Source organism: Flavobacterium sp. UMI-01, assembly GCF_019656315.1.
GTDB lineage: Bacteria > Bacteroidota > Bacteroidia > Flavobacteriales > Flavobacteriaceae > Flavobacterium.
In genome coordinates this window covers 34,050-53,555 of sequence record NZ_BPLU01000023.1, presented here as the reverse complement: position 1 = coordinate 53,555, position 19,506 = coordinate 34,050, and the positions used below count along the sequence as shown (strand labels likewise).

The 19,506-nt window shown below is 35.0% G+C and carries 17 protein-coding genes; 5 read left to right on the top strand and 12 right to left on the bottom strand.

Annotation, left to right across the window (positions count from 1 at the left end):
- Positions 1 to 3: 3 nt before the first annotated feature.
- Complete coding sequence (locus K5R64_RS09350) at positions 4 to 468, top strand: thioredoxin family protein (RefSeq protein ID WP_220762936.1); 465 nt, start codon at positions 4 to 6, stop codon at positions 466 to 468.
- 4 nt (positions 469 to 472) lie between these two features.
- Here the strand turns inward: K5R64_RS09350 and K5R64_RS09345 are convergent, their stop codons facing one another.
- The 5 genes from K5R64_RS09345 to surE all read right to left on the bottom strand — a co-directional run bounded on the left by K5R64_RS09345 (position 473) and on the right by surE (position 5,261).
- Complete coding sequence (locus K5R64_RS09345) at positions 473 to 2,494, bottom strand: ComEC/Rec2 family competence protein (RefSeq protein WP_220762935.1); 2,022 nt, start codon at positions 2,492 to 2,494, stop codon at positions 473 to 475.
- 38 nt (positions 2,495 to 2,532) lie between these two features.
- On the bottom strand, positions 2,533 to 3,006 hold the full coding sequence (locus K5R64_RS09340; protein ID WP_220762934.1) for a C40 family peptidase: 474 nt from the start codon (positions 3,004 to 3,006) through the stop codon (positions 2,533 to 2,535).
- 10 nt (positions 3,007 to 3,016) lie between these two features.
- Entirely contained in the window at positions 3,017 to 4,135 is a 1,119-nt protein-coding gene (lpxB, locus tag K5R64_RS09335; RefSeq protein ID WP_220762933.1) for a lipid-A-disaccharide synthase, read from the bottom strand.
- Between the two features lie 81 nt (positions 4,136 to 4,216).
- Positions 4,217 to 4,522: a hypothetical protein gene (locus K5R64_RS09330; RefSeq protein ID WP_255580335.1), complete on the bottom strand. Its 306-nt coding sequence runs from the start codon at positions 4,520 to 4,522 to the stop codon at positions 4,217 to 4,219.
- A complete protein-coding gene (gene surE / locus K5R64_RS09325; RefSeq protein WP_220762931.1) occupies positions 4,482 to 5,261 on the bottom strand; it encodes a 5'/3'-nucleotidase SurE in 780 nt (259 codons plus the stop codon). Before surE ends, K5R64_RS09330 begins: the two co-directional genes overlap by 41 nt.
- A 189-nt stretch (positions 5,262 to 5,450) precedes the next feature.
- Here surE and K5R64_RS09320 point away from each other — a divergent pair, with 189 nt between their 5' ends.
- Both K5R64_RS09320 and K5R64_RS09315 read left to right on the top strand, forming a co-directional pair.
- Complete coding sequence (locus K5R64_RS09320) at positions 5,451 to 7,709, top strand: carboxy terminal-processing peptidase (RefSeq protein WP_220762929.1); 2,259 nt, start codon at positions 5,451 to 5,453, stop codon at positions 7,707 to 7,709.
- Between the two features lie 11 nt (positions 7,710 to 7,720).
- Positions 7,721 to 8,584, top strand: coding sequence for a DNA/RNA non-specific endonuclease (locus K5R64_RS09315; protein WP_220762927.1), 864 nt, complete (start codon positions 7,721 to 7,723; stop codon positions 8,582 to 8,584).
- A 2-nt stretch (positions 8,585 to 8,586) separates the two neighbouring features.
- On the opposite strand, the gene rodA is transcribed toward K5R64_RS09315, so the two are convergent.
- From rodA to purH, 6 genes are all read right to left on the bottom strand, one after another.
- The gene (gene rodA / locus K5R64_RS09310; RefSeq protein WP_220762926.1) at positions 8,587 to 9,819 is read right to left on the bottom strand and encodes a rod shape-determining protein RodA; all 1,233 of its coding nucleotides are present in this window, start codon (positions 9,817 to 9,819) and stop codon (positions 8,587 to 8,589) included.
- A 15-nt stretch (positions 9,820 to 9,834) separates the two neighbouring features.
- Entirely contained in the window at positions 9,835 to 11,763 is a 1,929-nt protein-coding gene (mrdA, locus tag K5R64_RS09305) for a penicillin-binding protein 2 (RefSeq protein WP_220762923.1), read from the bottom strand.
- Entirely contained in the window at positions 11,760 to 12,266 is a 507-nt protein-coding gene (locus tag K5R64_RS09300; protein ID WP_220762921.1) for a rod shape-determining protein MreD, read from the bottom strand. The genes mrdA and K5R64_RS09300 overlap by 4 nt, the downstream gene beginning before the upstream one ends.
- Entirely contained in the window at positions 12,259 to 13,086 is an 828-nt protein-coding gene (mreC, locus tag K5R64_RS09295) for a rod shape-determining protein MreC (protein ID WP_220762920.1), read from the bottom strand. Before mreC ends, K5R64_RS09300 begins: the two co-directional genes overlap by 8 nt.
- Before the next feature lie 96 nt (positions 13,087 to 13,182).
- The gene (locus tag K5R64_RS09290) at positions 13,183 to 14,211 is read right to left on the bottom strand and encodes a rod shape-determining protein (RefSeq protein WP_220762917.1); all 1,029 of its coding nucleotides are present in this window, start codon (positions 14,209 to 14,211) and stop codon (positions 13,183 to 13,185) included.
- A gap of 53 nt (positions 14,212 to 14,264) precedes the next feature.
- Positions 14,265 to 15,791, bottom strand: a complete 1,527-nt coding sequence (gene purH / locus K5R64_RS09285) for a bifunctional phosphoribosylaminoimidazolecarboxamide formyltransferase/IMP cyclohydrolase (protein ID WP_220762915.1) — start codon at positions 15,789 to 15,791, stop codon at positions 14,265 to 14,267.
- Positions 15,792 to 15,991: 200 nt separating this feature from the next.
- Here purH and K5R64_RS09280 point away from each other — a divergent pair, with 200 nt between their 5' ends.
- On the top strand, positions 15,992 to 17,242 hold the full coding sequence (locus K5R64_RS09280; RefSeq protein WP_220762913.1) for an ABC transporter permease: 1,251 nt from the start codon (positions 15,992 to 15,994) through the stop codon (positions 17,240 to 17,242).
- Between the two features lie 159 nt (positions 17,243 to 17,401).
- Positions 17,402 to 17,716 (top strand): HPF/RaiA family ribosome-associated protein, encoded by a 315-nt coding sequence (locus K5R64_RS09275; protein WP_220762911.1) that lies wholly within the window; start codon positions 17,402 to 17,404, stop codon positions 17,714 to 17,716.
- 95 nt (positions 17,717 to 17,811) lie between these two features.
- Here the strand turns inward: K5R64_RS09275 and K5R64_RS09270 are convergent, their stop codons facing one another.
- The gene (locus K5R64_RS09270; RefSeq protein WP_220762909.1) at positions 17,812 to 19,395 is read right to left on the bottom strand and encodes a murein L,D-transpeptidase; all 1,584 of its coding nucleotides are present in this window, start codon (positions 19,393 to 19,395) and stop codon (positions 17,812 to 17,814) included.
- Between the last annotated feature and the right edge of the window lie 111 nt (positions 19,396 to 19,506).

Genomic DNA, 19,506 nt, shown 5'->3' with positions numbered 1-19,506 from the left:
AAAATGAAAAAAATAATACTCGCATTACTGATTGTGTTTACAATAAGTAGTCAAGCTCAAGATTTAAAATGGCATACTAATATCAAAGAAGCTATTGCAGTAAGTAACAAAGAGAAAAAGCCTTTGATGTTATTTTTTACAGGTAGTGATTGGTGTGGTTGGTGTATTCGTTTGCAAAAAGAGGTTTTATTGACTCCTGAGTTCAAAAGTTGGGCAAAGTCCAATGTAGTTTTGGTAGAACTAGATTATCCAAGAAGAACACCTCAGTTGCCAGAAATTCAACAACAAAATGCTGAATTGCAGCAAGTTTTTGGTATCCAAGGATATCCGACCATTTATTTTACTGATGTTGTCAAAGAAAAAGATGGTAAACTAAATTTCAAAGCCTTGGGTAGAACAGGTTATGTAGCAGGAGGTCCTAAAGCATGGTTAGCAGAAGCAAATGGTTTTTTGAAAAATAAAATTTAAAGAACTAGTTTAATTTATAGAATCCCTTTTCAGCAGTGGCATGAAAAGGGATTTTTTGTTTGGCACAGCTTTGTTCCCAATTTTTTTGAATGGTTTTGTAATTAGAACCATCAGCAATAACTATTTTAGGGCGGATACGTTGTAATGTCCTATCAAGATTGATAGTGGGGGATTGAGTGAGTACGAGTACATCTGGTCTTGCATTTTTTGGATAAATTCCTGTACTGTCAATGATTAATATTTTTTGGTTATCAAAAAAGTATAGGTTTTTTAGTTTAAAAGTGTGTTTGAGTGTGCTGAAATTGGCGGTTAAATAAGCTTTAAGTGAGGTGTTAGTTGGTTCGGAATTATAATATGCACAAACTTCTTTGCCTTTTCTTTCCGTTATTAAGCTGGATTTATTTTGATGAAAAACAATCCATTCTTCGCCATCTATAGAATCTTTTTCGGTTTTTATAAGTGCCAATTGAAAAAGAAGGACTGCGATTAAAGCTGCGACTAGTTTTTGATAATTAGGTTTTTTTAGCCATAGTATAAAAGTAAAAATACAGGCATAACTCCCTACGAGTAAAAAGATATTAAAAGGAATGTCTTGGATAACAAAGGACCGAAATGAAGCTACCCAGCTAACAATTGTGTTCATAAAGTTGATGCTCCATTCAAAAGGTTTGACAATTAGGATAGGTGTGTAATTTACAGCAGCGAGTAACATGACAATAATTCCTAAAATCATGATAAAACTCAAAAATGGAATTAGGATTAAATTAGTTATAAAAAATAAACCAGGGAATTGATGAAAATAATACAAACACAATGGAGCAGTTCCTATTTGTGCGGCAAAGGATACCGTGAGAATTCCCCAAATGGTCTCGTTAATACGGTTTTTTGGTTTCCAAAGGCTTGAAAGAAGCGGTTGTGCCCACAGGATAAAGAATAAGGCAAGATAACTGAGTTGAAAACCAACATCAAACAAAAAATAAGGCTCAAATAATAAAATCAAAAAGAGTGAAATGATTATGGTATGGTAACTATTGGTTGTTTTTCTTAAATAATACCCTATCGCGACAAAGCAAAACATGGTTACAGAACGAACCACTGATGGTGCCAAACCTGCGATGAAGGCAAAGGAACTGAGCAATCCAATGCTAAGAACTAATTTTAAAGTTGTAAATTTTCGAGTATTTGGAAAGGGACGTAGGATAAAATTAAGAAATAGCAAAATAAACCCAACATGAAGTCCTGAAACAGACAAAATATGGATGGCGCCTGCAAATTGAAAATCCTGCATAATTTCGGGCGTTACATCTTGTTTTTGTCCCAAAATCAAAGCTACTGCAATGGCTAGTGATTTTTTATCAAAATCTTGCTTTTCTAGGTTTGAAATTATCGTATTTCTTAATCGTGAAGCATAATAATAACCATCTTTTTTTATTTCAGGGGATAGGATGTAAGATTGAGGGGTGGCGTAGAGTTGGCTATAAATTTGTTTGTTTTTCAAATAAGTACCATAATCAAAAGCATTCGGATTATAGGCTTTTTTAGGTGGGATTAATTGTCCTTTGATAAGTAATTGGTTTCCGCTATTGATGTTTGTTGTATCATTTGTTTTTTTGAGATTTAATATTGTCTTTCCAAAGGTTTTTTCTCCGTTGATAGTCAGGATGTTAACGAGGTGGCGTTCATTAGTGGTTGTGCTTTTCATTTTTTCTTGAACATGTACCTCTATAAGATTGTTAGTGTTAAAAGCACCGTTTAGGTGACTGTAATGGTTTTTGAAATTGGTTTCGGTATGAAAATATAAAGTTGCCATTCCCAGCGAAAAACACGTCAAAAGTGAGGCTATTCCAAAATAATAATAAGAATGGGTTGTTTTTCTTTGGTAAAAATAACTGCCAATAAATAATAGAAAACTGCAACCAGTCATCCCGACTATTTGAACTAAAGTAGAATTGCTATAATAGGAGAAAAGGATACCTAATAGGAATCCTATGATGAGTTTAGGGAGGGGAAAAAGCAATACTTTCATGTATCTAAAGTACTACTTTTCTTAAAACAAAAGAATTTTTATTCTAAAATTCTAGTCAGTTGCGTGAAACTTTTTTCGTAGTAAGACTCTTTAGTTGAAGAAATAATAACTCCTTTTGTAGTGGAAGAATGAATAAATTTAACTTCGTTTTTATCCGCTTCGGTAACAATACCTACATGGTTAATACGAGAGCTACGGTTGGTTTTAAAAAAAATAAGGTCGCCTTTTTCAGCCTGTGCGGTGTTTTTTCCTAATGATTTTCCTGCTGTTGCTTGTTCGTAGGAAGTGCGAGGTAAATTGATGTCAAATGCGCCAAAAGTACTATAGACCAATCCAGAGCAATCAAAACCTGAGGATGTTTTACCTGCAGGTTTATATGGAGCACCCAGATGTTGCACGGCATGCCTTACGATTTTGTCGGCCAGAGCAGCATTGTTTTTAGAAGCACTCGATGTGGATTTACAAGAAGTAACTAAAAATAAGAAAGCTAAAAGGGGCAATACATATTTCACAGAAAAAAAATTAAGATTGTTTTAAATCGGATACAATTAGGTGTGCCGTTTTTTGGCTGGCACCTCTACCACCTAGTTTGTGTTCCAAAGCATCATATTTTTGTACTAATGCAGTGCGGTGGGCAGGTTCCAAAATTTTAGACAATTCACGCTTGATGTTTTTTGGGTTAAAGTCGTCTTGAATCAATTCGGTTACAACTTCTTCATCCATAATCAGATTAACAAGTGAAATGTATTTTAAAGTGATGATGCGTTTGGCTATTTGATAGGAAATCCAATTTCCTTTGTAACACACTACCTCAGGAACTTTAAAAAGCGCGGTTTCTAAAGTAGCGGTACCCGAAGTTACCAATGCAGCTGTAGCATTTTGTAATAGTGCATAGGTTTTGTTTGCTACAAAATGAATGTTTTGTTGAGTAATAAACGGTTCGTAAAAAGAAAAATCTTGACTCGGTGCACCTGCAATCACAAACTGATAATCGGGGAAATCATCCACAACACTCAACATTCCTGCAAGCATTTTGGTAATTTCTTGTTTTCTGCTGCCTGGCAAAAGCGCGATAATTGGTTTGTCAGACAAATGATGTTCTGTTCGGAAATTTGCTGAAGTGGAATCTTTTTGGTTATGAATGGCATCAATTAATGGATGCCCAACAAATGCTACTGGAAAATGGTGTTTGTCTTCGTAAAAGGTTTTTTCAAAAGGTAAAATGACAAACATTTTGTCAATATCTCGTTTAATAGCTTTGATGCGATTTTCTTTCCAAGCCCATATTTGGGGTGAGATATAATAATGAGTTTTAAAGCCTAATTTCTTTGCCCACTGCGCAATACGCATATTGAAACCTGGATAATCTATAAAAATAATGACTTCCGGTTGAAAGGCCATAATGTCATTTTTGCAAATTTTAATATTGCCTAATATGGTTTTTAGATTAAAAAGAACTTCGGCAAAGCCCATAAAAGCCAAATCGCGGTAATGTTTCACTAAGGTACCTCCCACTTGTTGCATCAAGTCGCCTCCCCAAAAGCGAATTTCAGCCTCTGGATCTTCTTGATACAACGCCTTCATTAAGTTGGCACCATGTAAATCCCCTGATGCTTCTCCTGCAATGATGTAGTATTTCATAGCGTAATGTGTGAAAGGTTTAAATATTTAAGAATCAAAAGTAAACATTGCTGATTTTCAATCAAAAAATCTATTGGTTTTTTACTGGAAAATCGTGTATATCGTCATTAGTATTAGCGCAAAAATAATTCCTTTGGCAAGTGTATCTTTGTCTAGTTTTAACAAGATGGTAAACATTATGAGATTCAAAATAGATCCTAACGTGATGATTTTTCCCCAATACCCTTGAGCCCGCATGATGTGAATACCTGTAACGAAATCATAGTCTGTAAAAAAATAAAAAAAGAGAAACATCCCAACGATAGTGGTGCTAAAACCAATTAACATGCCTAAAAGAAGTTCTATTTTATTCATTCCAATTCCAAGTGTTGAGTTGTTGGGTGGCATGGTGTGCCGTTAAATCAAATTGTACAGGAACTATAGAAATGTATCCGTTGGCCAAGGCCCATTCGTCGGTATCCTCCCCTTTGTCTTCATTTACAAAATCACCTGTGAGCCAATAATATTCTTTTCCAAAAGGAGAAGTTCTTTTGTCGAATTTTTCCACCCATAAGGCTTTGGCTTGACGACAAATCTTTATTCCTTTGATTTCTTCATTTTTTAGCTTTGGTAAATTAACATTTAAAACCACATCTTTCGGGAGTTTTTTGTCTAAGACTTCCAAGGTGATTTTTTTTATAAAGGGTTTGATTTCTTCAAAATTAGCATCCCAATTATAATCCAGAAGTGAAAAACCTATGGCAGGGATTCCTTCGATACCCGCTTCTACAGCAGCACTCATCGTTCCTGAGTAAATCACGTTGATGGATGAGTTTGAGCCGTGATTGATACCTGAAACACACAAATCGGGTTTTTTCTTCAAAATTTCATTTACCCCTAGTTTGACACAATCAACCGGTGTTCCTGAGCAACTGTATTCTAAGATGGGTGCATCTTCTTTCGAAATTTTGTTGAGATACAAAGTGCTATTGATGGTAATGGCATGGCCCATGGCACTTTGAGGTTTATCTGGTGCTACAACAACTACAGTGCCTATTTCAGACATAACCGAAATTAATGCTCGAATTCCTGGTGCTGTTACACCATCATCGTTTGTTATTAAAATTAAAGGTTTGGTGTTGTCCATGAGGGTGAAATTGTTTGAGATGATTCCAATAGTGGCATTTTTTTTAAACAACGACAAAGGAAATAAAAAATATTAACTTCGATGATTATGGAAGATACAAAAAAAACATTTTTATATCTTTAACAAAAAATTATGTAAGCTTTACCGTGGATGGCATAGTTTTTAAATTAACTTAGTTTAAAAATTTGAATGAATACTATAATTAACTTTATGAAAAGACATTATAAAATACTTCTTACAATCGTTGTTCTTTCAATCACATTGTTTGCCTTTAATAGTAACTATAGAAATGAAGTCAACTCAGATAAAGATAAACTGTTGTTAGAGTTGTTAACATTTGTGATTGAAAAAGGACATTACAGCCCCGCAACGATTGATGATACTTTTTCAAAAGGAGTGTATAAAGATTATATCCAAGCATTAGACCCTTCAAAACGTTTCTTTTTGCAAGCTGATATTGATGAGTTTGCAAAATATGAGACACAAATCGACGATCAGATTTTGAATAAAGATTTGACATTTTTTACTTTAACGTATGATAGGTTAATGCAAAGAATGGGTGAAACCAAAGGGATTTACAAATCCATTTTAGAAAATCCATTTGATTTTAAAGTTGATGAAAGTTTTAATACGGACTATGAAAAAGCACCCTATGCTAAGAATACCGAAGAGTTAAAAGAGAGATGGCGTAAGCAAATAAAATTATCAGCCTTGTCATCATTGACAGACAGGTTAAAGATGCAAGAGAACAAAGGCAAGGTTTTAGAAGATTCAAATGATGCCGCTATGGAGGATGAAGACAATCATGTTGTGGATGGGGTGACTCCTCTTGTTACTAAAACTGAAGCTAAAAGCGACGAAAAACCTAAAACATTCGAAGAGTTAGAAAAAGAAACTAGAGAAAGTGCCAAAAAATCTTTGGATGAATATTTTAGTTTTATGGGTGATTTAAATCGAAACGATTGGTTTTCTGTTTATATCAATTCGATAACGGCTCGATTTGATCCTCACACTAACTATTTTGCGCCAGACGAAAAAGAACGTTTTGACGTGAGTATGAGTGGGAAACTAGAGGGAATTGGGGCGCGTTTGCAAAAGAAAAATGACTTCACAGAAATCTCAGAATTAATTTCGGGTGGACCCGCTTGGAGAGGAAAGCAATTAGAAGCCGGAGATGTCATTATGAAAGTGGCTCAAGGTAGTGCTGAGCCTGTTGATGTAGTCGGCATGCGTTTAGACGATGTGGTGAAAAAAATTAAAGGCCCAAAAGGAACAGAGGTTCGCTTGACGGTGAAGAAAGTAGATGGTACAATAAAAGTAATTTCCATAATAAGAGATATCGTAGAAATTGAGGAAACCTATGTAAAATCAAGTGTTGTTAATAAAAATGGATTGAATTACGGGGTGATATATTTGCCTAAATTCTACATCGATTTTGAAGACAAAAACGGAAGAGATGCGGGTAAAGATATCGCTCTAGAAGTGGACCGCTTGAAAAAAGTAGGTGTGGACGGAATAGTATTGGACGTTCGTGATGATGGTGGGGGTTCTTTATCTACTGTGGTGGATATCGCTGGATTATTTATCAGTGAGGGGCCAATCGTTCAAATCAAATCTGCTGGACGACGAAAAGAAGTGCTTTTTGATAGAGACAAAAAAATTGAATGGGATGGTCCATTGGTAATCATGGTGAATAGTTTTTCTGCTTCTGCATCAGAAATTTTGGCTGCCGCAATTCAAGACTATAAAAGAGGGATTATCATTGGTAGTAAACAAACTTATGGTAAAGGAACGGTTCAAAATGTTATTGATTTGAATCAGTTTGTTAGAAATAGTGCTGTAGGAGATTTAGGAGCGCTTAAAACAACTACACAAAAATTTTATAGAATCAACGGTGGTTCTACCCAATTGGAAGGAGTGAGTAGTGATGTCGTGATGCCAGATCGTTATTCTTATCTAAAAATGGGCGAACGCGATGTTGAAAATGCGATGCCATGGGATAAAATTGATGCTGCTGAATATACGATTTGGGATAAAAATGCCAATTTTAATAAAGCAATTACCAATAGTAAAAATCGTATCGCCTCTAGTGAGTACTTTAAATTAATCGATGAAAATGCCAAATGGATTGATAGCCGAAGCGAGGACAATACCTATAGTTTGCATATCGATAAGTTTAGAACGGCTCAAAAAGAGATTGAAGAAAAGGCAAAAAAATACAAGCCCATTTCAAAATATAAGAACAATTTACAGTTTACTTCTTTGCCTTATGAAATGGATCAGATAAAGACGGATAACATTTTAAAAGAGAAAAGAGACAGATGGCACGAAGCATTGTCTAAAGACATTTATATAGAAGAAGCATTAAATGTGTTGGATGATTTACAAACCAAGTCTATCTCTAAACAAAGTGGGACTCAAAAAAAAGATAAATTAGTAAAATCATAAGTCATTAAGGAATGAAATACCTTTTCCTTTTACCTCTAACGCTCCAAAAAAAGATATTATTTTTTTGGGGCGTTTTGGTTTTTGTTGTAATGTCATCCTGTAAGATGGATGTTCAGTTTAGTGGTGTTGAAATAGGTTATGCTCAAAATCCCGAGAATCACCATACGAATTTAAAAGATTCTACACTGAATTCGGGATGGAAAAGCTATTTGCCTAAATTTTCAAAACATCAGGTAATTCATCATCGATACTATTCTTTATCATACAACGAACAAGCCGAACAAGCCGAATGGGTCGCTTATGAGTTAAAGAAATCTTATTTAAAAAATAATGATTTTAAGCGTCCTTATTTTGTTCAAGATCCAAAAGTATTTACGCAATCTGCTGATTGGAGAAATTATAAAAACTCGGGTTACGATAAAGGACATTTATGCCCAGCAGGGGATATGGAATTCAATTTAGAGGCGTATAATGAAACGTTTTTTACGTCAAATATTGCACCACAGAATAGAGAATTTAATGGAGGTATATGGAATCGTTTGGAAAATAAAGTGCGGTATTGGGCAGAGAAAAACAATGGTATTTTTGTAATTACTGGCGGCGTGTTGACCAATGCGACCAGAACAATTGGTCAGGAAAAAGTAATAGTTCCAGATTATTTTTATAAAATCATTTTTAAACAAGATAAAGACAATCCTAAAATAATTGCTTTTTTAATGCCTAATGAAAAAAGTACTAAAGCGCTCTATGATTATGTGGTATCGGTAGATGCGATTGAAAAAATTACGGGTATAGATTTTTTTCCACAATTAGAGGATTCCCTTGAAGAGGATTTGGAAGGGAATATTCGACTAAAATCGTGGATTGCACATTAGATTTACCATTCATTCACTTTGTTAGCATCCATTTTTAAGAAAATAAAAAGTAAAATCGTGAATCCCCACAAGCCCGATCCTCCGTAAGAAAAGAAAGGTAATGGGACACCAATAGTAGGGAAGATACCTGCTACCATGGCAATGTTTACAAAAAAGTGAACAAATAATATACTGGCCACACAATAACCATACACACGGCTAAATTTTGTTTTTTGTCTTTCGGCTAAATAGATAATTCTTAAAAGTAAGGTTACAAACAAACTGATTAGGACTAAAGAACCCACAAAACCCCACTCTTCACCAACGGTAGTAAAAATGTAATCCGTATGTTGTTCTGGGACGAATCCTCCTTTGGTCTGTGTGCCTTCCAAAAACCCTTTGCCAAACCATCCTCCTGAACCAATGGCAATTTCTGATTGGTTGGTGTTGTAGCCTATACCTTTTAAGTCCACTGCTTTTCCAAGCAAGATATTAAAACGGTCTCTATGGTGTTGTTTAAAAACGTTGTTAAAAACATAGTCCACAGATAATACAAATGCAGACATCAGTACAAAAAGAATACTACTTAGGATTACATTTCGATTGCCTATTCGCGATTTAAAATGAACTGCAATTAAAATCACCAGTATCGAAAGAATAATGTATATGGGTTCAATAATCAAAGTAGTAACAAAAAGGATGATGGCGGCAAATGCAGTCCATACATACCAAGCAGGAAGTCCTTCGCGGTAGAGAACAAGAATAAGGACACAATAAATCAACGCACTACCAGGGTCGTGAGGGACAATAAGTAAAATAGGAAGGCCTAAGATACCCAGAACCTGAATTTGTCTGTTAGTGTCCTTTAAATTGACTTGAACATCGCTAAGGTATTTAGCTAAAGCCAATGACGTCGCTGATTTTACAAATTCTGACGGTTGAATACCAAACGAGCCAAAAGAATACCAGTTGGCCTGACCTTTAATGGTTTTTCCAAAAACGAATAACCCGGCCAAAGCTAAAAGTCCGATGATATATATTACACTGGCATATTTTTCATATACTTTTCCGTCAACAGCCAATAAAACAAAAATTAAAGGGATTGATAAAACAATGAATAACAATTGCTTCATCGCAGTATCATCAGTTGATGATAAGGAGGAGGAATAAATATTCAATAATCCAAGTATGACTAGCACACTATAGATGATAATACAAATCCAATCGAGATTTTTCTTTACGCTTTGGTTTTTCATTGTAATAATCTCAGGTTAATTTTGTTTTGTTGAATCGATTTTGCTGGTTGATGTTTCCTTTCGGGCAATAGAATCTTTAGGTGTCGATTCAATGGCCAATCCTTCTTTCATTCCACCTAATTTAGCATATTCATTACGAAGACTAATATTTAATATTCGTTTTTCTAAATCAACTCGGGTAATTTTTTTTCTTAAATACTTTTCAATCATCAAACTGGCTATAGGTCCAGCGATGGTAGCTCCATATCCGCCATTTTCTACCAAAATGGCAATTGCAATTTTTGGATTGTCTTTTGGTGCAAAGGCGACAAAGATAGAATGGTCTTTGAGTTGCACTCTTTTACCTCCAATTTTCGCAAAGTTTTCTGCAGTACCTGTTTTTCCGCAAATATCAATTCCTTCAACACGTACTCCTCTAGCAGTTCCTAAATTATACACATCAAAAAGACCACTTATAATGGGTTTGAAATGTTTTTTGTCAATGGTTGTGACGTGTTTGGTAGTGAACTTTTTATCGATAGTTCCTCCTTTTATTTTTTTAATAATGTGAGGGGTGTAATAATAGCCTTCATTGGCCACGGTTGCCATCATATTAGCTAGTTGAATAGGAGTCATTAAGACTTCTCCTTGTCCAATAGCATTGGAAACAATGGCGGTACTGCGCCAGCCACCATTAGGATAAATACGTTTGTATGTTTTAGAATCAGGAATGTTTCCTCTTCTTCCTGTAGGTAAATCATACCCCATGAATTGACCAAGACCAAAGCTTTTTACGTGTTTACTCCATACATCTACTGCATAAGGAGGGCTTTTGTATTTGTTGATGGTTCTCATGTAAGTCGTTCCAAAATAAGCATTACAGGATTCGTAAATCCCCCGATGCAATTGCAAAGCGCCTCCATGACAGTGGCATCTCATGAAACGGCCTCTGGCGTAACTAAAGCCATGGTTACAAAAGACCGTGGTGTGCTCGTCAATTACACTTTCTTGCAAACCGACCAACCCAGTAAGGATTTTGAACGGTGAACCTGGAGGATACTCCGCTAATAGCCCTCGGTCATAAAGAGGTTTGGCAATAGAATCGCGGTACAATAGCGTGTAGTTTTTGGAGCGTTGTCTTCCTACCAATAAGGCTGGGTCATAAGAAGGAGCCGTAATCAAAGCTAGAATTTCTCCCGTTTTAGGTTCGAGCGCAACAATGCCACCTCTTTTATTAATCATTAATTGTTCGCCATAACGTTGTAATTCGGCGTCAATAGTAAGGTTGATGTCTTCTCCTTGCACTGCAATAGTATCGTATTTTCCATCTTTATACGAACCAATTTCTCGGTTGTATTTGTCTTTTTGGATGTATTTTACCCCTTTGATTCCGCGCAAAATTTCTTCATAGCTTTCTTCAACACCTTGGCGTCCTATCAAGTCACCACTTTTGTAATAGGAATTTTGCTCTATGATTCGGTCATTAACTTGAGTGATAAAACCAAATATATTGGCTCCAAAATCCACTTCATAATCACGTAAAGAACGTTTTTGGAAATAGAAACCTTCAAATTTTCTAATTTTTTCTTGAAAGGCAGCAAATTCACTTTTGTTCAATTGAGGTAAAAAAACCGAAGGAAGTCTCGGGCTATAGACCTTGGCTTTTTCAATTTTTTCGATAAAATCTTCTTTTGTAATGTCAAGAAGTTGACAAAATTCCAAGGTGTCAATGTTTTTTAGTTCTCTTGGAATAACCATAATGTCATAAGAAGCTTGGTTAGAAACCAATAGTTTGCCATTACGGTCGAAGATATAGCCTCTTTCAGGATAGTCGTATTTTATTTTAATTGCATTATTCTCTGATTTTAATTTGAAAGTATCGTTAATCACTTGCAAATAAAATATTCGAATTAGTAGCAATGATGCTGCAATGATTATTAAAGTAGGCAGCAGAAGTTTTCTCATCTTTTTGTTGGCTTAATAAGATAAATGATAATGATACAACTGATAATCGTAAAAATAGTACTTAATAAAGTTCTGAGTAGGATGTCCCACAAAAAACTCACCTGAAAAGCTTCGAGTATAAACATCGTGGTGTGATGTATGAGTACCGCAAGCAATAGGAACGAAAAACGTTCTGGTGTTAAAGAATCATTTATTTTAATGGTTTGGTATTCGTAACTAACACCAAATGAAAATTTAAAAATATAAGGCCTAAAATTAGCTAGAACCAAGCAAGCCGTTGCGTGAATTCCCCCAGAGTTTGAAAAAAAGTCCATTGTAAGTCCCAGCAAGAAACTAGCTAACAGTAAGCCAGATTTATTACCATTGACAGGATATAACAAAATAAACAACAAATAGGGAAGTGGCATGATAAACCCTAAAAAAGTCATGTTGTTGAAAATGACAATTTGTACGGCTAATAAAAGTATAAACCGAAAAACATTGACTAACAAAGTGCTATTCATCTTTTATATTTTGCTTTTCTAGGTTATTCAATTCGTCTCTATTTTTACTTTTTATAATGTACACATGGCCTAAATTAGTCATGTCATTAAAAAGTTTGATATTCAAAGTGTAATAATTGGTTTGATTGTCAATGTAAATTTTGTCAATAGTACCAATATTAATGTTTTCAGGAAAAATTACCGATTGGCCACCTGTAACAATCGTATCTCCTTTTCTTACAGAAGCTAATCTAGGAACGTCTATCAACTGAACATATCCTGTACTTTTACCATTCCACACCAGTGAACCAAAGTGATTTGATTTTTTTATCTTGGCATTGATTTGAGATTTCACATTCAAAATACTGATAACCGTAGCATAATTAGGGGATGTTTTGTCTACGATTCCTACGATTCCTAAATTGTTGATGACCCCCATATCTGGTTTAATCCCCTTGAGCGCACCCGAGTTTAGGGTGATAAAGTTGTTGTGAGAGTTGTAGGAGTTGTGAATGACTTTTGAAACTACAATATCGTCAGGTGCTACCCCTTTTAATGTCTCTATTTTCTTGATTTCAGTAGTGTCTTTAGTTTTAAATAAAAGACTTTTTAGACGTGCATTTTCAAGTGCCAATGCTTCATTTTGAGATTTTAGATTCAAATATTCTCTTACGTTGTTTATTTTTTCATACACACCACCACTAACAAAATTAGCCGAACTAATGATTCGGCTCTTATGGTAAGAATGCGATTGTATCGTAAGCAATAACGAAATGCATAATAACAGCAAAAACAGTAGTCGATTACTGTTTTTGAATAAGAAATTAAAGATTTGCTGCATTCTTTTATTTGATTATGTGTTTCAAAATAGGCGAAGTATCTGAATTTTTGATAACTACAGTAAGTTGAAAAAAATTCAGATACCTATAAGAAAATCTTATTTGATTAAGATACTTTTAAATTTGCCAATGTTTTTTAACGCCATTCCAGTACCACGAACTACGGCTCTCAACGGATCTTCGGCGATATAAACAGGTAAGTCGGTTTTTTGAGAGATGCGTTTGTCTAGGCCTCTTAACATCGAACCTCCACCTGCTAAGTAGATTCCTGTATTGTAAATATCAGCAGCTAATTCAGGAGGAGTTTGAGATAAGGTTTCCATAACAGCATCTTCAATACGCTGGATAGATTTGTCTAGTGCTTTAGCTATTTCTCTATAAGACACTTCTACTTGTTTGGGCTTACCAGTTAACAAATCTCTACCTTGAACCGACATGTCTTCTGGAGGAGTTTCTAAATCTTCGATAGCAGCTCCTATTTGGATTTTGATTTTTTCAGCAGTACTTTCTCCAACAAATAAGTTGTGTTGTGTACGCATGTAGTAAACGATGTCGTTTGTGAAAACGTCTCCCGCAATTTTAACCGATTTATCACATACAATTCCGCCTAACGCAATGACAGCGATTTCAGTTGTTCCACCACCAATGTCCACAATCATATTTCCTTTAGGTTGCATGATGTCAATCCCGATACCAATTGCAGCTGCCATTGGCTCATGAATCAAATAGACTTCCTTACCGTTTACTCGTTCACAAGATTCTTTTACCGCTCTCATCTCTACTTCGGTGATTCCTGATGGAATACATACAACCATTCGTAAAGCTGGAGTAAACATTTTTTTCTTTAATGCAGGTATGCTTTTGATAAACATACTGATCATTTTTTCAGAAGCATCAAAATCAGCAATTACCCCGTCTTTTAAAGGTCGAATTGTTTTAATGTTTTCATGCGTTTTACCTTGCATCAAATTGGCTTCTTTACCAACAGCGATTATTTTTCCTGAAATTCTATCTCTGGCAACTATCGAAGGACTGTCAATAACAACCTTGTCGTTGTGAATAATTAAGGTATTAGCGGTACCAAGGTCTATCGCGATATCCTCAGTCATGAAATCAAAAAATCCCATAAATTATTTTGGGTTAAAAGTTATAAATATAATTGCGCACAAAGTTAAACAAATTAATGTTTGAAATGACGAGTGCCAGTAAATACCATTGCTATATTGTTCTCGTTGCAATAGTTGATGCTTAACTCGTCTTTTATAGACCCTCCAGGCTGAATAACGGCTGTAATTCCTGCTTCTTTAGCAAGTGCTACACAGTCAGGGAATGGAAAAAAAGCGTCACTTGCCATTGAAGCACCAGTTAAATCAAATCCAAAATGTTTTGCTTTTTCAACGGCTTGTTGTAAAGCATCCACTCTTGAAGTTTGACCTGTACCTGACGAAATTAAAGTTCCGTTTTTTGCAAAAACGATTGTGTTTGATTTAGTGTTTTTACAAATTTTAGAAGCAAAAATTAAATCTTCAATTTCTTGTTCCGTAGGACTGGTAATAGTAACGGTCTTTAAGTCGGCTTTATTGTCTGTAATGTTATTTCTGTCTTGAATTAATAATCCATTCAAGCAAGTTCTTACTTGACGTTGAGGTAATTCAACTTCGTTTTGAACTAAAATAATTCTATTTTTCTTTTCTTGTAATATAGCCAAAGCTTCGTAATCGTATAAAGGTGCAATTACCACTTCGCAGAATAGTTTGTTTATTTCAGTAGCAGTTGCCACGTCAATGGTTTTGTTTGAAATTAAAACTCCTCCAAAGGCTGAAGTTGGGTCACATGCTAAAGCAGCAAGATAAGCTTCTTCAATAGTATTTCTTGTAGCAAGTCCACAAGCGTTGTTGTGTTTTAAAATTGCAAACGTAGGACCGTCGTTTTTGAATTCGCTAATCAAATTCACGGCAGCATCAACGTCTAATAAATTGTTGTAAGACAACTCTTTTCCGTGTAATTTGGTGAACATAGCTTCAAAGTCGCCAAAGAAAAATCCTTTTTGATGAGGGTTTTCGCCGTAACGCAATACTTGACCGTTAGCAATACTTTGTTTGTAAATCGTTTCGTCGGTATTGAAATAGTTAAAAATAGCACCGTCATAGTGTGAAGAAACGTGAAAAGCTTTAGCGGCTAATAATTTTCTGTCTTCAAGTGTTGTAGCGCCATTTTGTGTCGTAATCATGTCTAAGAATAGGCTATAATCGTCAACAGAGGCAACAATTACAGTGTCTTTGAAGTTTTTGGCAGCTGCACGAATTAATGAAATACCACCAATATCAATTTTTTCGATGATATCTGCTTCACTTGCACCTGAAGCTACTGTTTTTTCAAAAGGATACAAATCAACAATGACCAAATCAATTTGCGGGATGTTGTATTCTTCCATTTGTTGAATGTCACCTTCATGGTCTTGGCGGTTTAAGATTCCTCCAAACACTTTAGGGTGTAATGTTTTAACTCTTCCTCCTAGAATAGAAGGGTATGAAGTAACATCTTCAACAGGTACAACAGGAATTCCTAGATTTTTAATAAAGTCTTCAGTACCGCCTGTAGAATAAAGGGTTACATTTTGACTGTGTAGTTGTCTTACAATAGGCTCAAGACCTTCTTTAGAAAAAACTGAAATTAATGCAGATTGAATTGTTTTTGTTGTGTTCATCTTGTGTTATAATTTGAAAGTGCAAAAATAGTTTTTTAAACTGAAAATTAAGCTATTTGAAAAAGAGATTAATAAGGAAATTGTTAGTATTTTGTCTATTTGTATCCAAAAAACAAGCTGTAAAGCAGTTGTCTGCTGTTTTTATTAGGTTTTTGGAGATAATTGTTGGAATTTTACTCTATTCTAAAAAAAATGACAAAATGCGTTTGTATTTCCGATTACTAAAAGAAAGTTTTGCGTTTGCCTTACATGCCTTGACTAATAATAAATTACGGACTTTATTGTCGTTATTAGGAGTGACTATCGGGATTTTTTCGATAATCGCAGTACTTGCCGCGGTGGATTCTTTAGACCGAAAAATCACCAAAGATTTAAGTAATTTGGATAAAAACACCATTTATTTGATGCGGTTTTCGTTTGCTCCTTCCGAAATCCCACAATGGAAACGACAACAATTCCCCAATGTAAAATACGAGGAGTACGTGTACTTAAAAAACAATTTGACACAGACAGATGCTGTGGGCTATCAGTTATTCGTTAGTCAAGAAACTATAAAATACGAAGACAAAACGGTAAGCGAAGTCAATGTGGTGCCTGTTTCGGGTGAATTTGTACAAATTCAAGGTTTGGAATTTGAAAAAGGACGTTTTTACAATGAATCCGAATCCAATTCGGGGAAAGCGGTTGTGGTAATTGGAGATGAAATTGCTAAAAGCTTGTTTGGGACACAAGATCCTATTGGCGAAAATGTACGGTTGTACGGGCAACGGTTCACAGTAATTGGACTTTTAAAAAAACAAGGAGTGGGGTTGTTTGGAAATAGCAACGATACCTCTGTTTTTTTACCTGTTAATTTTTTGCGTCGTATGTATGGCGATAATAACAATAGGATGACGCCTGTTGTTATTTTAAAACCAGCCAATGGTGTTGATATGGAAGCATATAAAGCCGAAATAACTCAAAAATTACGAAATTTTAGAGGACTTAAGGATGGTCAGATAGATGATTTTTTTATTAATGTTTTCTCGGGTTTTACCAATTTTATTGATGAAATTATAGGGCAAATGAATGTTGTAGGCTGGATTGTTAGTGGTTTTTCATTGCTCGTGGGTGGATTTGGTATTGCTAATATTATGTTTGTTTCAGTCAAAGAGCGAACTCATTTGATTGGAATCCAAAAATCTTTGGGCGCCAAAAACCGATTTATTTTGTTCCAATTTTTATTTGAATCGGTGATACTGTCTGTTATAGGTGGGGCTATCGGATTACTCTTTGTATTTATTACTTCGATTGTAGCGACTAATCTTGCTGATTTTGAATTTGTTTTGAGTTATGGAAATGTGTTTTTGGGTACTTTTTTGGCGGCTATAATTGGGTTGATTGCGGGTATTATACCTGCCATCACAGCATCAAGATTGGATCCTGTAGAAGCAATTCGTACAGGAATGTAGATTTAAATTTAGAATCATTGGGGTTGCCATTAATAACTATCTGTAATTTAAAACAAGAGTTGGTGTTTTAAAAAATAATTTCATAATGTTTTACTAAAGCTTTGTTTTTTGTAAATAAAGAATGCTAAATTTGAGATATATCAAAAAAATAAAAACAATATGAAAATACAATTTAATACCGACAAAAATATAGAAGGACACGATAGGTTAGAAACTTATTTTTCAGCAGAATTGGAAAAAAATTTAGTTCGTTTTCAAGATAAAGTTACTCGTTTTGAAGTGCATCTAGGTGATGAAAACAGTTCAAAATTTGGAGTAGATGATAAACGATGCATGATTGAAGCTCGTCCAGCAAAACTTCAGCCAATTGCAGTTACTGCTCATGCTGACACGATAGAAAAAGCATTTTTTCTAGCCTCAGATAAAATTAAGAAAGCGTTAAGTACGGCTTTTGAAAAACAAAAAGTACATTAATATATAATAGGTCAATTATAAATTCGAGAAAAAGCAGTCAAAAAGTAATATTTTAGACTGCTTTTTTTGTTTTATAAAGGGCGTTGTTATTCTCTTTATTCTTTGAATAATAAGGCGGCAAGTGGTTCATCTCTTTGATAAACATCATCATAAAAATGAAGGTCTCCGTTAACATCTACCCATGCAGTAAAATAACCGATATAGACAGGGATTTTGTTTTTGAGTGTGTACCACGATTCAGTCCCTTTATGCATGGCTTCTTCTATTTTTTCTGGTGTCCAGTTGGGGTCGTCTTGTAAGAGTACTTCGGCTAGCTCTTTGGGTTTTTCAATACGAATACAACCGTGGCTAAATGCGCGGTCACGACGACTGAATAAATGCTTAGAAGGGGTGTCATGTAAATAAATTGCATTGGAGTTAGGAAATAAAAATTTAATGAGGCCTAATGAATTTTTAGGTCCAGGTTTTTGACGGACTTTCCCATCGTTCCATTCCATGTTATTTTTAGCCAGATAATTTGGATCCTTTTTTATAGCAGGGAGAATTTCGTTTTTTATGATGCTATTAGGGACATTCCAATAAGGGCTAAAGACGATATAGCGCATTGGAGCACTAAAGATAACTGTTTTGTTGACTGTTTTTCCTACGACCACATTGGAACGAAAAGTAGGTTTTCCGTCTTTGAAATAAGTTAATTCGTATGAAGGAATGTTCACTGCTATGAGTTCTTTGGCTTTGGTAATGTCTTTGGCGATCCAGCGGCAACGTTCCATGTTTACTACTAGGGTTTTGATTCGCTCTGACACAGGAATGTTTAAAACTTCCAAATGTGAGGGCAGGATGATGGTACTAGCTGCATTGCGATTGGATTTTTTAAATTTCAATACTGCTTTGGCTAATTCTTCATCATAAATGGCGCTTTTCGAATCGGATTTTAATTCTCCAGTCAGGTGAAGACGGGTTCTTAGTTGGGCAATGGTTTGAGAGCTGTCACCTACATTTAATGACTTCACAGCGGAATCCATTTGAATAGGTTCCCATCCTCCTTTTTTTTCAATTTGGCGATAGGTTTTTAATACCTTTTTTAATAAGTAATACTGGTAGAATAAGCCTTTTTCGTTGTTTTTTAATAAGGAAGGTTTAACAAGCAGAGAGTCAAGATAGCTACTGTAGGATTGTTTTTCACGCGGTAAGAACCATTCCATTTGGTTCGTGCTTTCCGTATCGAGTCCTTGAAATACTTTGTCAACATAATAAAAATACATGGAGGTATTGAGTAATTCGGTAGTGGTATTAGGTTGTAAGCCGTTAGACGGACTTTCGTATATGGAGTCTAATTTTTGTCTGTACGGAATGCTGGTAAGAACGCCTTCTTCTTCAATGTTAATGATTTTATTGTGAAGTAGGCTACCAAATTCGTTCACACCATTTTTATCATACCAAATAAAATGGAAATGGTGTTTTCGGTATAGTTTTGTTACTTCCTCTTGGTATTTATCGAGTAAAGGATGTTTTTTGAAAAATATACTTATCGCGGTACTATCAAATACCCTTGTGGCATCTTCGGTTGATTTTTCGAGAGGAGTAACACCTGCTTTATCGTTTAATTTTTTACATGAAAGTATAAAAAGAAAAAAGAAGGTTAAAGGGAGGAAAAGAAATAAGGGAAACTTTCTCATATATGGGTGTGTATAATGATAAACCTTTGTAAAAATACACCAAAAAAAGCGATAAATAATAGCGCTTATTTCAGAATAGTTAGCGGTATTTTAAGCATAACAAAAATTGTA